This is a genomic window from Lacticaseibacillus kribbianus (genome assembly GCF_020180945.1).
GTDB classification, from domain to species: Bacteria; Bacillota; Bacilli; order Lactobacillales; family Lactobacillaceae; genus Lacticaseibacillus; species Lacticaseibacillus kribbianus.
Map to the genome: position 1 here is coordinate 161,629 of NZ_JAIPUL010000002.1, position 15,263 is coordinate 176,891.

At 62.9% G+C, this 15,263-nt stretch carries 7 protein-coding genes and 1 pseudogene; 6 read left to right on the forward strand and 2 right to left on the reverse strand.

From position 1 onward, the window contains the following. Positions 1-618 precede the first annotated feature (618 nt). The 4 genes from LE416_RS08060 to LE416_RS08075 all read left to right on the forward strand — a co-directional run bounded on the left by LE416_RS08060 (position 619) and on the right by LE416_RS08075 (position 5,632). On the forward strand, positions 619-2,058 hold the full coding sequence (locus LE416_RS08060) for a 6-phospho-beta-glucosidase (protein WP_225047990.1): 1,440 nt from the start codon (positions 619-621) through the stop codon (positions 2,056-2,058). Between the two features lie 265 nt (positions 2,059-2,323). After that, positions 2,324-3,313 (forward strand): helix-turn-helix transcriptional regulator, encoded by a 990-nt coding sequence (locus tag LE416_RS08065; RefSeq protein ID WP_225047991.1) that lies wholly within the window; start codon positions 2,324-2,326, stop codon positions 3,311-3,313. A 2-nt stretch (positions 3,314-3,315) separates the two neighbouring features. Further along, the gene (locus LE416_RS08070) at positions 3,316-4,410 is read left to right on the forward strand and encodes a hypothetical protein (RefSeq protein WP_225047992.1); all 1,095 of its coding nucleotides are present in this window, start codon (positions 3,316-3,318) and stop codon (positions 4,408-4,410) included. Between the two features lie 91 nt (positions 4,411-4,501). Then, the gene (locus LE416_RS08075; RefSeq protein ID WP_225047993.1) at positions 4,502-5,632 is read left to right on the forward strand and encodes a hypothetical protein; all 1,131 of its coding nucleotides are present in this window, start codon (positions 4,502-4,504) and stop codon (positions 5,630-5,632) included. A gap of 120 nt (positions 5,633-5,752) precedes the next feature. Here LE416_RS08075 and glpK read toward each other — a convergent pair whose 3' ends face one another. After that, positions 5,753-7,261: a glycerol kinase GlpK gene (glpK, locus tag LE416_RS08080; RefSeq protein ID WP_225047994.1), complete on the reverse strand. Its 1,509-nt coding sequence runs from the start codon at positions 7,259-7,261 to the stop codon at positions 5,753-5,755. A gap of 294 nt (positions 7,262-7,555) precedes the next feature. Here glpK and LE416_RS08085 point away from each other — a divergent pair, with 294 nt between their 5' ends. Beyond that, on the forward strand, positions 7,556-7,945 hold the full coding sequence (locus tag LE416_RS08085) for a YxeA family protein (RefSeq protein WP_225047995.1): 390 nt from the start codon (positions 7,556-7,558) through the stop codon (positions 7,943-7,945). Positions 7,946-8,487: 542 nt separating this feature from the next. On the opposite strand, the gene LE416_RS08090 is transcribed toward LE416_RS08085, so the two are convergent. Then, the gene (locus LE416_RS08090) at positions 8,488-9,396 is read right to left on the reverse strand and encodes a peptidylprolyl isomerase (protein WP_225047996.1); all 909 of its coding nucleotides are present in this window, start codon (positions 9,394-9,396) and stop codon (positions 8,488-8,490) included. Positions 9,397-9,636: 240 nt separating this feature from the next. Between LE416_RS08090 and LE416_RS08100 the strand changes: the two are divergent. Beyond that, positions 9,637-15,258: pseudogene (locus LE416_RS08100) on the forward strand (S8 family serine peptidase). Positions 15,259-15,263 lie beyond the last annotated feature (5 nt).

A 15,263-nucleotide genomic window follows, 5' to 3' on the forward strand; every position in this document is an offset into this window, starting at 1 on the left:
GTGATGTCTCGGCTTTGTCTGTATTCAGGCTTTCGGTCCCAACCAGTTTCGCTCGAGTCGGGGGGCAGAGAGCGAAGCAAGCAACAGGGTGGCGCGTGCTTGGCCGCCTGATCAAACGGGTTCCACGAGGCAACGCCGGTTCGTCCAGCTAGGTCCGGCACTTGAAGCCAAGTGCGCTTCAAGTACCAGCCCTACGCTAGCCGACCGGCTAAGCCCGCCTCGTTCCACCCTCTCAAACGGGTTCCGTGGTGCAACGCGGGTGCGCCCAGCTAGCACCGGCACTCGGGGCAAAGAGCGCCCCAAGCGCCAGTGCTACGCTGGGCGACCCGCTAAGTGCGCACCGCGTCACCCTCTCAAACGGGTTCCAAAGCGCAACGCGGATGCGTCTAGCTACGCACTGGCACTCGGGCCAAAGAGCGGCCCAAGCGCCAGCGCTAGGCTAGCCGATCCGCTAAGCCCGCGCTTTGTCACCCTCTCAAACGGGTTCCACGAGGCAACGCGGGAGCGGACTGCCTAGCACTAGCACTCGAAGCAAAGAGCGCTTCAAGCGCTAGTGCTAGGCAGTCCGTCCCGCTAAGCCCGCCTCGTTCCACCCTCTCTCAAAGGAGTGTTCATACAATGACAAAAGGTTACAAGATGCCCGAAGGCTTTCTCTGGGGCGGCGCGAGCGCCGCGCACCAGATGGAAGGCGGCTGGCAAGAAGGCGGTAAGGGGCTGTCCATCGCCGATGTGATGCGCGCCGGCTCCAAGGACGTGCCGCGGATTGAAGACCCTGAGGTGCTCGACGGCAAGGTCTACCCGAACCACTGGGGCGTTCAGTTCTACTCCCACTACAAGGAAGACATCAAACTGTTCGCCGAGATGGGCTTCAAGTGCTTCCGTCTGTCCATCGCCTGGACCCGCATTTTCCCGAACGGCGACGAGGCCGTGCCGAACGAGGAAGGGCTGGCCTTCTACGATGACGTGTTTGCCACCTGCAAAAAGTACGGCATCGAGCCGATCGTGACCCTGGCCCACTTCGAGATGCCGTTGAAGTTGGTTCAGGAGTACGGCGGCTTCCGCAACCGTCAAGTGGTCGACTTCTTCGTGAAGTTCGCCGAAACCTGCTTCCGCCGCTACCACAACCAGGTCAAGTACTGGATGACCTTCAACGAGATCAACAACCAGACCAGCTGGCACAACGACCACCTGATTCTCCAAAACTCCGGTCTGATTTTCAAGGACGGGGAGAACAAGGAAGAGGCCATGTTCCAGGCCGCCCACCTCGAGTTCGTGGCCTCCGCGCAGGCCGTGCAGATTGCCCACGCCATCGACCCGACCCTCCAAGTCGGCGACATGATTGCGATGAGCCCGATTTACCCGCTGACCGCCAAGCCGAAGGACGTCATGATGGCCGAGCGCGCGATGCGCTACCGCTACTACTTCGGCGACGTCCAGGCCCTGGGTGCGTACCCGCAATGGGTGCTCAACTACTGGGACCAGAAGGGTTACAAGATCGACGTCACGGAAGAGGACAAGGCCATTTTGAAGGCCGGTGCCGTGGATTACGTCGGCTTCTCCTACTACAATTCCGGTGCCGTCGAGTACAGCGACGACAACCCGGACATGGTCTACGACGAGCAGAACGGCCAGGTGCCGAACCCTTACGTGCCGCGCTCCGACTGGGGCTGGCAGATTGACCCGGTCGGCCTGCGCTACGCCATGAACTGGATGCAGGCCCGCTGGAACAAGCCGATGTTCATCGTCGAAAACGGTTTTGGCGCCTACGACAAGCTCGAAGACGACGGCAGCATCCACGACGACTACCGCATCGAGTACCTGAGCAACCACATCGCCGAGATGGAAAAGGCGGTCGTGATCGACGGCTGCAACCTGCTGGGCTACACCCCGTGGAGCGCCATCGACATCGTCTCCGCCTCGACCGGTGAGATGAAGAAGCGCTACGGGTTCATCTTCGTCGACGCCAACGACGAAGGGGAAGGCACCTTCGAGCGTCGCCGCAAGGACTCGTTCTACTGGTACCAAAAGGTGATCAAGAGCAACGGCGAAGAGCTGTAAGCCGGCGCTAGGAGGCCGGCCAGAAGGCGGTCGGTTCGCACCACACAGAAATTGACCTTGCAGCTGCGGGCACTCCGCGTTTTCTGAGTTTGGGAAACGCGCGGTGCCCGTTTTGTGCTCTGGGCTGAGCCGCGACCAGCGGCTCGGCTTTTTTTGCGCAAAAAAAAATTTATTTCTAGTCATATACGAGTTGATCTGGTCACTATTCGTCCAGATCGCCTGTCATACTGGTCGCGTGGGGGAAATACTAACGGAGGAGAGACACATGGTAGATTCAAGAAATACCAGGCTCCTGTACATCTACGATGAGTTGATCAGGGGCAAGACCCTGACCAAGCAGGGGCTGATCGATGCCACCGGGGCGCAAGGGCGGGCCATCCAGCGCGACATCCAGGAGATCCGAGCCTTTTTGGCGGACCGGCGAGCCGACGTGAGCCTGCCGCAGACGGCCACGGGGCGGTACCGCATCGAGGACCGGCAGCCGCAGGGGGACCTCACCGATCCGGAGCGCCTGGCGATCGGCAAGGTGATGCTGGCGTCGCGCAGCCTGGCCAATCAGGAGATGACCGTGCTGCTGGCGCACCTGGTGAGCGGGGCGGACCAGCCCAAGGTCATGGCGCGGCACCTGAACGATGCGGGCTACATCGGGGCGCCGTCGCAACCGCAGCTGGCGTTCATCGCCGCCATTGCCGAGGGCATCAGGCAGCGCAAGCGGCTGGCCTTTGACTTCACGCGCGGCGGCGAGGTCCACCACTACGAGCGGGTGCCGCGGGCACTGTTTTTCAGTGACCTGTACTTCTTCATGCTGACGTCGCACGCAGGCGCACACGACGAGGCGGCCCTGGACGAGGCAATGCAAAAATTCGAGCTCGCGCGCATCACGAACCCGCGCTGGCTGGGCCACGACAATTCCGGCCAGCACATCCCGGACGAATCGGCGGCGGTGATCAAGCAAAGCACCCTGTCGTTTCTCGGCGCGAAGATCGACCTTGAGATCGAGTTTTACGCCGACCCGCGGTACGTCACGGACCGCTTCCCGGGGACGCGGGTGCTGGAGGACGTGCCGATTCCGTACGTGCCGGGTGGGCCGCCGGCGGTGGGCAAGCGGATGATCGTGCCCACCGTGGACAGCTACGGGACGCGGATGTGGCTGCTTCAGCAGGCGCACATGGTCAAGGTGTTGCGCCCACTGGCAATCAGACAATATGTGACCGAGCGCATGAGGATGGCGCTGGCGAATTACGAGGAGAAGTGACAATGACCAAAAAACGTGGGATTCTTGCAGGGCTTGTGGTCCTGATGTTTCTGTTGACCCTGACCGGCTGCGGCAGCAAGCTTAGCGGCACCTTCAACGCATACGGCGAGAGCATTTTGGGGGATGGCTCGAGCCTGTCCGACAGTGCGCTGATGACCTTAACCATCGACGGCAAAACGGCGACGCTTCAGACGACGGCGCACACGCTGGGCGGGTCGGGAATCGATGAAAGCGCGGCGAGCGTGACGGGGACGGTTGATACCGGCGCCAAAACCATCGCCTTCACCAAAAACGGCAAAAGTGGCAAGATCCACTACGCGCTGAAGGATAAGACGCTGACCCTGAGTCTTGGCGATTCGACCATGGCGTTCGCCGCTGAAGGCAGCAGTGCGTTCACCCGCAACAAGCGCGACTTCAAGGCCGAGGCTTCGTCGCTGAAAGACGAGGTCGAATCGCAGCAGAGCCAGGAAGACGACTCGACGGATGATTGGGACGCCGACTCGGACACCGAATACGACGACTCGACCACAGGGGATGAGGCGTCTTCAACCGCCGACACCGACGCGGCGCAAAACACAATGACGATGGCGGAGTCCGAGCGCACCACCTTTGCCGAGACGCTGACGCAGACGATTCTGCCGGAGCTGAAGGACAAGCTGGCCGGCACGTGGAAGTTCAGCGACCACGAAAGCTCCTGGACGACGGATGCCGCCGTCACCCTGACGGTAGACGGCAAGCTGACCAGCACGCTGAAGTCGCCGCTGCCGGATTACCTCAAGACGGTGGTTCAGACCAGTGGCACCTACACGGTTGATGAGGCGAAGCTGACCGCAGACATCGCCAGCTCGGCGGCGCTCAAGGACCTCTCGGCGGTGCAGGACCTGTCAGGCCTGATCGACGCCGACAGCAGTCTGAATTTTGCCCTGAACTTCACCGCCACTGAAACCGGGACCCGGGAAGGCAAAAAGGAGGGGGCAACCCCGCGCGAGGGCGTGTTCGGCTTTAGCCTGAGCGCTAACCAGATGGTCTACACGGACACGTTCGACCTGTTCGCCAGCAACAACGTCGGGTCGATGGCGGCCTTTACCAAGCAGTAGCCCAAGCGCGAAGCATCGGGTGGTAGGTGGCGAACAGACAATAGGCGACCGAGCGCGCAAGGGCGCGCCGGTACTGACAGGAGGAGTCGTTATGAGCCAAGAGTTAAAGCAAGCAATTGAGCAGTTGACCGCGCTGTGGCAGGGGTACATGCCGGACGGCTACGCGGCGTTTTTGACCGCGTTCAAGGCGAAGTGGCAGGACTTTGCGGCCAAGCGCAAGGCCGATCCCGCGCGCTATGCGCTGGCGCCCTTCAAGCTGGGCGCTGAGGGGATCGCGCGCGAACCCGAAGACCCGCGCTGGCTGGGGTTTTGCGGTGAGGATCTGGCGGCGATCGATGATTACTTCGGCACGCAAAAGGCCAACAAGCTGAAGACCCCAAAGGACGTGGCGGAGCTGCTGAAGTGGATCAACTTCGTGCGCCAGGTCAACGGCATCGCGGCGCCGGTGGACGCTGACACCGCGGCGGTCACCACGGAAGCGGCGCTGCGGGCCTGCAACGCGGCGGATTCGGCCGAACCGGAGCCGACCGTGCCGCAGCACTTCCAGGGCAACCTGTTCTCGGCCCCGGTGATCACGGTGAACATCAACCCCGGCCTGGACAGGCAGCTGGCCGCCTACCCGGAGGCGCTGCGGGCCGGGGCGCGCGCGACCCGCGAAGGCGTCCTCGCCGGCCTGCGCACCGCGAGCGGGCCCTTCGCGTCGATTGTTGAGGAGAAGAAGCTCACCGGGCCGCTGGCGACGGCGAAGAACCGGGATTACCTCTCGAACGCCAAGCAAGCCCAAGGGCTGCTTGGCCGAACGGACACGCCGGTCGAAGACCTCGTCGCGGACTGCGAGCTGGTGGCGTATCAGACCAAGAAGGCCGGGGCGCTGCCGCGCGGCATTGAGGACTGGCCCTCAAGCCGAGCCGGCCTGGCGGTGATCGCGGCCCTGATCAAGGAAGGCGACCGCCTGCTGGTGCTTCGCCAGTACGAACCAGTGGTCGCGAAACTTGGCCTGGCGGCGGACGAGACGTTCCTTCGGCGCAGTTTCGAAGGCATCAACGGCGGCCGCAGCCTGAGTGCCGAGAACCTGGTCTCGGGTCGCGAAAAGCGCGAGATCAACGCGCTTCGCCGCACAGGCGACAAGGCCACAATCGCCAGTAACAGGGCCGAGCAAACGGCGCTGAAGGGCGACCTCGGTGCCGCGCTGGACAGCCTGAACCAGAACCGCGGCCGTTAGTCGCGCCGTCGCGGCCATCACGGGGCCCAACGCGTAGCCGCCACAGATTGTGCCGGCACGCCAAAAAACCGCCAAGCACCCGCAACTCGGGTCTTGGCGGTTTTTTTTGGCGTGCCGCGGTCACCCGCGCGCGTGGTGCTTGAACGCCATGGTGGCGGCGACGGCCTGCTGCCAGCCGGCGTAAAGGTCCTCGCGGCGCGCCGCGGGCATGCTTGGCGTGAAGCGACGGCCGACGCGCGCAACCTGGCGCAGGTCTTCCGGGCTCTGCCAGAAGCCGACGCCCAGGCCGGCGAGGAAGGCGGCGCCCATCGCGGTGGTCTCGAGGTTGGCGGCGCGCTCGATCGGCGTGTTGAGCAGGTCGGCCTGGAACTGCATCAGGTAGTTGTTGTTGGCCGCGCCGCCGTCCACGCGCAGCGCCGGGATTGCGATGCCGGTGTCCTGCACCATGGTGTCGACCACGTCGCGGGTCTGATAGGCCAGGGCCTGAAGGGTCGCCTTGATGAAGTCGTCGCGGGTGGTGCCGCGCGTCAGCCCAAACACCGCGCCGCGCGCGTCCTGGGCCCAGTACGGCGCGCCGAGGCCGGTGAAGGCCGGCACGACGTAGACCTCGTCAAGCGACTGGGAGCGTTCCGCGCACTCCTCGGAGTCGCCGGCGTGGGTCAAAAGCTGCATGGCGTCGCGCAGCCACTGCATCGCCGAGCCCGAGACGAACACGGAGCCCTCGAGCGCGTAGGTGATCTCGCCGTTCAGGCCGTAGCCGATGGTCGTCAGCAGGTTGTTGGCCGACATGGTCGGGGTGTGGCCAGTGTTCATCACGATGAACGAGCCGGTGCCGTACGTGTTTTTGACCATGCCGGCCTCGAGCGCGAGCTGGCCGAACAGCGCCGCCTGCTGGTCCCCGGCCATGCCGGCGATCGGGGTCTGGCTGCCGTAGAAGACCGGCGCCGCGGTCGTGCCGTAAACTTCCGCGTTGCCTTTGACCGAAGGCAAAATGGCGCGGGGGATGTTCAGGGCGGCGAGGATGTCGTCGTCCCACTGCAGCGTGTGGATGTTGAACAGCATGGTGCGGCTCGCATTGGTGTAGTCGGTGACGTGGATCGCGCCGCCGGACAGCTTCCAGGCCAGCCAGGTGTCGATGGTGCCGAACAGCAGCTCGCCGGCCTCGGCGCGCGCCTGGGCGCCGGGCACCGCGTCCAGCAACCAGCGGATCTTGGTGGCGGAGAAGTAGGGGTCGATCAGCAGGCCCGTTTTGGCGTGAATCATCTCGCCGAGCCCCGCGGCGCGGAGCTTGGCGGCGATGGCGCTGGTCTGGCGCGACTGCCACACCACGGCGCGGTGGATCGGCAGGCCGGTGGTGCGGTCCCAGATCACCGTGGTCTCGCGCTGGTTGGTGATGCCGATGCCGGCGACCTGCTTGGGCTGGATGCCGCTTTGGGTGAAGGCCTCGGAGATGGTGGCGACAACGGCGTGCCAGATCTCGTTGGGGTCGTGCTCGACCCAGCCGGGTTGGTCGAAGTACTGGGTGAACTCGCGCTGGGCGTCGGCGACCGTGCGGCCGGTGTGGTCGAGCAAAAGCGCGCGGGTGGAGGTGGTGCCCTCGTCGATGGCGAGGATGTAGTGATCGGTCATGGTAAAACTCCTTGTGAGCCGTGCCCGGCCCCGCTGCGGCGCGGTTGGGTACGGATTGATGGCGCCGAATGCGGCGCAGCCTTTCCTATGTTACAGCAGGCCTGCGCGGCAGACAACCGCCGCCGCGTTTTCGCGGCGGGTGAGCGGGGGAATGGACCGACTCGGCTGCGCCGGCGTCTCGGGGTGACGGGCATTGCTTGGGCGGCGGGCCGCAAGTCCGAACCAAAGTCGGCCCCAGGACCCATGCCCGGTCGCCGTCGGCTTGGTACACTGACAGACGTGGAGGTGGGAGACATGAGGCGGTGGGTGATCAACAGTGTCGGGCTGTTCGTGATTCTGGGCGCGCTGTGCTGCGCGGCGCCCCTGGTGACGCGCGACCGGACGACGGCGGGGGCGGCGGTGCTCGACAGCATCAACCCGCTGGTCACCACGCGCGACTACTACACCAGTACCGCCGCGACGCCGACCCGTTCGGCCAACGCCCACGGCGGCCACGACTACCACTACCGGCTGACCGCGTACGACCAGGCCGGCCGGCCGCGGCGCCTCTTGATCACGGTGTCCGATCACCCGCTGCAATCCCACACCTACCTGCGCGTGCAGGCCAAGGGCCAGACGGTCCAGGGCTGGCACGCGGTGGCCCGTCCTGCACTTCCCAAAAGCGTGCAGGCCAAACTCAGATAACCTCCCGTGAACGGGGGCCAAGTCGCAGGGCGGCTTGGCCTTTTTTGATCCAGGCGCATATTTTCTAGGTAGTGTCTGAAAATCCGGGCTCCGGCCCGGACGGACCACTGCTTCCGGCTCCGGGCCGGGGCGGCGGAACGCGTGGGGCTCCCCCGAGCCCAAAGTGCGGTCTCGGGACCCGCCCTTGCACTAAGCCAGCCCAAACCGCTGGCTAAGTGCAATTTCACGCTGGCTCGCCCCGGCCCTCCGCCGTTGCAGTGGTCCGTCCGAGCCTACGCCCTACCAAGTGGTTAATTCACCAGGTTGTGGCTTTCAAACCTAAGTACAGACAGGTCTTTTTCAGCTGCAATCTAGCCGGCGGCGTGGGGGGTGCAGCTGATTCCGCGCGGCGGCGTGGGCACATGCACTCGCGTGATATGGCACAGCCCGACGAAAACCAGGGCGGCGCCGAGCGCACTTTGGTCTGTCGTCAGACGCAAAAGGCGTCCCCTTTTCGGCTGCTCAAGCGAGCGGTCGGGAAGGGGACGCCTTTTGAAATTCGGTTAGTTGGTGTCGTCGGTGCTGGACAGGTAGACGTCCAGCGCGCTCTTGAGGTCGGCGTCCGTCACCTTGACGTTGGCCTTCTTCAGCGCCTTGGAGAAGACGTTGCGCATCACCGTGGTACTCTTGAGCCAGGAGTTGTAGATGGTGTCCTCAAGCTCCTTTTGGTGGTCGGCCAGCTTGCCCTTGCCCGGGTTCTTCACCAGCTTGATCACCTCGTAGCCGTCCGTGGTCTTGACCGGCGTCTTGGTGTAGGCGTTGGCCTTGAGCGCGTAGGCCGCGTCCTTGAAGGTCGAGTCGAGCGTCTTGTCGGTGCTCGTGACCGTCAGCGTGCCACCCTTGTCCTTGGTCGCGGTGTCGACGGAGTACTGGCTGGCCAGCTGGGCGAAGTCCTTGCCGGCGTCGAGTTCCGAGATTACCTTTTCGGCCGTGGCCTTGTCGGTGACCTGGATGCGCCGGACGGTCAAGGTCGGCTTGTAGGCGGCCCACTGCTTGTTCAGCTTGGCCTTCGTGATCGGGCGGGTCGCTTTCAGCGCGGCGGCCCCCAGCAGGTTCAGGCGCAGCGTGCGGCGGAACAGCTTGGGCGTCATGTTGTTTTGGCTCAAAAAGGCGGCGAACTGCGAGCCGTACTGCGACTTGTATGAGTTGTACTCCGAAGTCACGGTTGCCTTGGAGACCTTCTTTCCATAGTTCTGGTCGAGCGCCCGGTACAGCAGGAGGTTGGCCAGCGCCGTCTTGGTGTTCGGCATGGTCTTCAGCTCCGCGTAAAACGTGGACTCCTTGACCTTGTGGCCCTGGTAGGTCGCAATCACGGGGTCGGCCGCCTTCTGCTGGCTGCACCCCGCAGCCGTGGCCAGCCCCAGGGTCAGGCCGACCAGGAGCAGTGTTTTGGTGAACCCTTTTCTCATCATCCAAGCCTCCATCTTCGTGCGATTAAAATACTGGTTCAATTCTAATTTATTCGTAATGATATTTCAACGCCATTTGTAAATTTTGCGTGGAAGCGCGTCGTGACGCCGCCGAACGGGCACCTTTGCATTTTTTATGAATACTTCGTTAAAATTTGGTGACAAAGCATGGGTCGTTGATTATAATAGCGATATTGCTACCGAGGCAATTTCAAATTTAGTGAAAAGCATGGAGGGGTCATTGTGAAGCTTAAGAATCGCAAATTAACGATTTTTCTGGCGAGCACCGCGGCTTTAGGGGCATTAGCGGTCTCACCATTCCTTGAAACGCAAGTCAAAGCTGACATCAACGCACAACTGGCAAGCATTGCGCAGACGGGCACGAGCGCCAAGGCTGCGGCCAACGTCACCACTGAGGTGAGCCCGATTCGGCAGGCCATCATCGATCAGCTGGCGGCCAAGGGCGTTCAGTACCAAGAGCTGAGCTCCCAGTAGCAGCAAAACGCCTACATCGACGTCATCGTGCAGCTGGACGCCAAGCCGGCGGCCGAGAACGGCTCGATCACGGTGAACTACTCCAGCACCGCCGAAATTCAGGCGGCGTCTAAGAAGGTCATCGCCGCTCAGACCGGCGTCAAGGCTGCCGTCAAGGCAATCACCGGCCAAAGCGCGACCAAGAGCTACGGCTACGTGGTCAACGGCTTTGCCACCAAGATCAAGGTTGAGGACCTCGCCGCCGTGCAGAAGCTGTCCGGCGTCAAGTCCGTCACGGTCAACCGTCAGTTCTACTCCGTTGAGCAAAGCTCCACGTCCAACGACATGGCCAACGTCTCGACCGTCTGGAACAACTACAAGTACAAGGGCGAAGGCACCGTCGTTTCCGTCATCGACACCGGGATTGACGCGTCCCACAAGGACATGCGCCTGACCGACCCGACGAAGGCCAAGATTTCCCGCGAAGATGCCGACGCGTTTGCCGACTCCGTGGGCCACGGGCGTTTTCTGACCGATAAGGTGCCGTACGGCTACAACTACGCCGACGACTCCAACACCTACATCGCCGATGACACCGTCGAGGAACAGCACGGCATGCACGTTGCCGGCATCATTGGCGCCAACGGCACCAGCGGCGACCCGACGACCTCTGTTGTCGGCGTTGCCCCTGAGGCTCAGCTGCTGGGCATGAAGGTCTTCTCGAACTCCGATGCCGAGGCGACGACCGGTTCCGACACCGTCATCGCCGCAATCGAAGACTCCGCCAAGATCGGTGCCGATGTCCTGAACATGTCCCTGGGTTCCGGCAGCGGCAAGCAGGGCCTGGACGATCCCGAGCAGGCCGCGGTTCAAAACGCGATCGATGCCGGGACCGCCGCGGTCATTTCCGCCGGTAACGACGGCTCCAGCGGTTCTGCAACGGACGGCTCCAACGCCAACTACTTCGACGACGAAGACACCGAAATGGTCGGCGCACCGGGCGTTGCCCGCAACGCGACGACTGTCGCTTCCGCCGAAAACACCAAGGCGATCGGCTACGCGGTCACCATCAAAGACGGCGACACCGAAGTCGTTGCGCCTGAGCTCACCCAGCTGTCGGTTGGTGCGACCCAAGACAACTTCGACAAGAAGCAGTTCTTCGTTGCCCGCGACGCCGACGGCAAGCTCGGCATCGGCTCGCCTGATCAGCTGACGGCGGACGCGGCCGGCAAGGTCGTCATCGTCGCCCGCGGTGAACTCGACTTCACTCAAAAGCAGATCAACGCGGCCGCGGCCGGCGCCACCGGCCTGATCATCGTCAACAACACCGATGGCAGCATGCAATTGACCACCATGTCCATCGGCCAGGCGATCCCGACCATCTCGCTGTCCCAGACCACCGGTAACGAGCTGGCGGAATTCGTGGCCAACGGTCACGACACCGACACCTTCAGCGTTTCCCTGGGCATCCAGCAGACCGACAACGCGTCCTACGCCAAGGACAAGATGTCCTACTTCACCTCCTACGGCCCGGCCACCGACCTGTCCTTCAAGCCGGACATCACGGCCCCTGGTGGTAACATCTGGTCGACCCAAAACAACAACACCTACACGAACATGTCCGGGACCTCGATGGCCTCACCGTTCATCGCCGGGACCCAGGCCCTGCTCAAGCAGGCGACCAACAACCAGGCCAACCCGTTCTACGCCCAGTACCAGGCGATGAGCAACGCCGACCTGATCGCGCTGTTCAAGACCATCGAGATGAACACCGCCAACCCGGAGCTTGACACCAACTACGACAACGCCATTCAGTCGCCGCGTCGCCAGGGTGCCGGTATGGTTGACGCCGAGGCCGCCATCGAGCGCCTCGAGGTCAACCCGTCCACCGTCACTGCCGAAAACGGCTACCCGGCCGTCGAGCTGAAGAGCATCAGCGGCGACACCCGCACCTTCAACGTCACCTTCACCAACCGCACGGCCAGCGATCTGACCTACACGCTGGACGACTCGACCGGGCTCCACGCCGTTTACACCGACGCGATCGATCCGGCCAACGGCACGATGTACGACGTGCCGGTTGATGGCGCGACCGTCACGGCCGACGGCGACATCACAGTGCCGGCCAACGGCACCAAGACCGTCACCCTGACCCTGAGCCTGCCTTCCGACCTGCGTCAAAACAGCTTCGTCGAGGGCTACATCGGCTTCACCGCCTCCGACGGCACCGACTTGAACCTGCCTTACATGGGCTTCCGCGGCAACTGGGATGCGCAACCGATCTTCGACCCGATCAACGGCCAGGCCACCCAGATGCTCGGCATTGGCTCCGGCACGCTGCTGTACGCCAAGACGGCCACCAGCACGCCAATCCTCGGGGTTCAAGACAGCACCACCATCGATCCGGACGCCATGGCGTTCTCCGGCACCGGCAACGGGACTTACCAGAACGTTCAGGGCCAGATCTACCTGCTCCGCAACGCGTCTGACATCAACTTCGAAATCCTCGACGCCGACGGCAACGTGGTCACCACGCTTGAGAAGTCGACCGGCAACCGCAAGTCCTACTACTACCAAACCGGCGGGTACTACACCTCGCTGAGCCTGCCGCAGTGGGACGGCACCATCTACAACAAGGCCACCGGCAAGTACGACCAGGCACCGGATGGTCAGTACACCTACCGCGTGACGGCTAAGAGCGACGGCGCATCCGAAGCCGATCGCCAGACCTACGACATGAACTTCAAGATCGACTCCGTGGCGCCAGAAATCCGCAACATCGGGCTGCGCACCGCCATCAAGAACGGCCAGACGACCTACTACGCGTACGCCGAAGTCAAGGATGACTTCTCCGGCCTGGACGTTTCCAAGTCCGCCGGCGTCGGCATCAACGGCACGATTGACTACGGGACCTTCGAGGACCTGGGTGCGACCGCCGATGGCTACACCCGCATCCGGGTTGCGCTTTCCGACGACCAGGTCAAGGCGCTGGGCAACGGCACCAACAACGTCGAGGTCTACGTGACCGATAACGCGTCCAACTATGTCGACGAGGCTGCGGACGCGGAGCTGCCAGGGATCGTGGACAGCGAGCTGGTTTTGACCTCCGGCGCGCCGACGGTCATCAACTACGATTCGCTCCGTAAGCTGAACGGGATTCCGGTTTACGTCCTGCAGGGGACCTACGACGGCGACGTCTACGGCACCTTCGTCGATCAAAACGGGAACACCCAAGATCTGATTATCCAGCGGGATGGTGACGACTTTGCCGCCATCATGCCGGTCACCGCCGCGGCCGACTACGACACCTCGTTCAAGTTCTACGCGGATGCGGCACACACGCAGCTGATCGGCTCGTACGACGCCAAGGTGGACCTGGCACAAGCCGAGCTCAACAACGATGTGACCATCAACGGCGGGTCCAGTCAGACCTCCGAAGACCACGTTTCGATCTCCGGCACCGTGACGGCCGACACCGTGGCGGCGACGGCCACCGTCAACGGCGGGGACCCAATCGACCTGACGCTTGATGAGAACCACAACATCAGCGGCGACCTGCCTGTAAGCTTCGGGGATAACAAGATTGTGATCACCCTGACGGATGCCGGTGGCAACTCGACCGAGTACCAGCCGGTTGTGATTAACTCCTCATACGATGCTGAGCCTCTGACCAACGCGGTTACCTTCGACAACGGCATCAAGTTCGGCACCAACTACATGGAAACCAACGACTCGGCCTACGACGCCGCCACCGGGATTTACCACCTGACCGGCCACGTCAAGCACCCGACGACCAGCCTGATGATTGAGGGCCAGCCGGTTGACGTCAAGTCCGACCTGTCCTTCAGCGTTGACCTTCAAGTTGGCGCGCTGGGCAAGCACGACTTCAGCATCGTCTTCGGCAACACCCTGACCGGCCAAAGCGTTCAGGAGCGTGTCTCCATCGTGCTGGACGCCATCGCCCCTGAGCTGAACCTGGATCAGGACACGACCGCAGCCATCCACACCGACAAGGACACCTTCACCATCAGCGGGAGCGCGACGGAAAACTCCGATTACCTGAGCATCTACATCAACGGTAACCAGATTGCCCAGACCTACGAGGACCCGAACTTCAACGCCACCAACCCTGGTGTGACCGTTCCGTTCTCCGAAGAGCAGAAGCTTGAGGAAGGCCAAAACATCTTCACCATCGAAGCGGCCGACGAGTTCGGCAACGTGACGACGAAGACCGTCACCGTCTTCTACGACAAGCCAGCGGCAACCGATCCTGACGAAGGCACCGGCACCGGGACGGAAACCGGGACCGGCACCGAAACCGGGACCGAGACCGGCACCGAAACCGGCACGGACACGACCACCCAAGCGGACGTCGTGGCAGCCATTGCGGCAGCCAAGTCCAAGTACTCGAGCATCGGCTCTAAGACCAACCCGGACACCGGCCGCACGTTCTACGGCGACTTTGACTACCTGTCCGCACAGGCCAAGTCCGGTGCACTGACGCCTGACCAGGCGGCGGCTAAGTTGGCCGAAGTGATTGCCTCCGCCGAGGCCTTCATCAAGGCGCAAGACGACGCAGCCACCACGGACCCGGCAACGGATCCGAGCGAAGGCGACACCACGGACCCGGCAACGGATCCGACCGAGGGTGACACCACCGATCCCGACACCGACACGACCGACGCGGCGACCCAGGAAGTCCTGGACGCCATCGCTAAGGCGAAGGCGGCTTTGGGCACCACGGTTGGCGAAACCAAGGACCCGGCAACCGGCAAGACGTTCTACGGTGACCTGGATGCGCTGGCAGCAGACCTCAAGGCCGGCAAGATCAGTGCGGATGACGCACAGACCGAGCTGAGCCAGATCATCAGCGCCGCTTACGCAAACCCGGACATTGCCGCGGTCAAGGCGACCTTCACCAAGGCTAACCTGATCAACGCTAAGGACGTGATGACCGACCAGACCTTCGGGGCCGACCTCGAAGATCTTGCGAAGCAGGCGGCCGATGGCACGCTGACGACGGCCGCAATCGAGGCCAAGCTGACCGAAACGGTTAACCACGCGCTCAGTGCCTACGCGCTGATCATCAGCCGCGCAATGCCGATTTCGGTAGGGGCTCAGACCAACCCGGCGACGGGCAACACCTTCGCCAAGGACATCTCGTCCGCACGTGACGCCGGCCGCAAGGCTTCCGCGCTTGCCGACAAGCTTGCCCAGGTTGAGGCGCTGACCGACATCCAAGCCGCAATCACCGCGTTCCAAAACGGCACGACGGCACCAGCAGCAGCTGCAACGACAACGACCAAGACCACGGTAGCGGCCAAGGTTGGGGCAAAGTTCGCCGCCTTCAACAAGGCAGTGGGCCTGACCTTCCAGAAGCTGTTCAAGTAGCACAG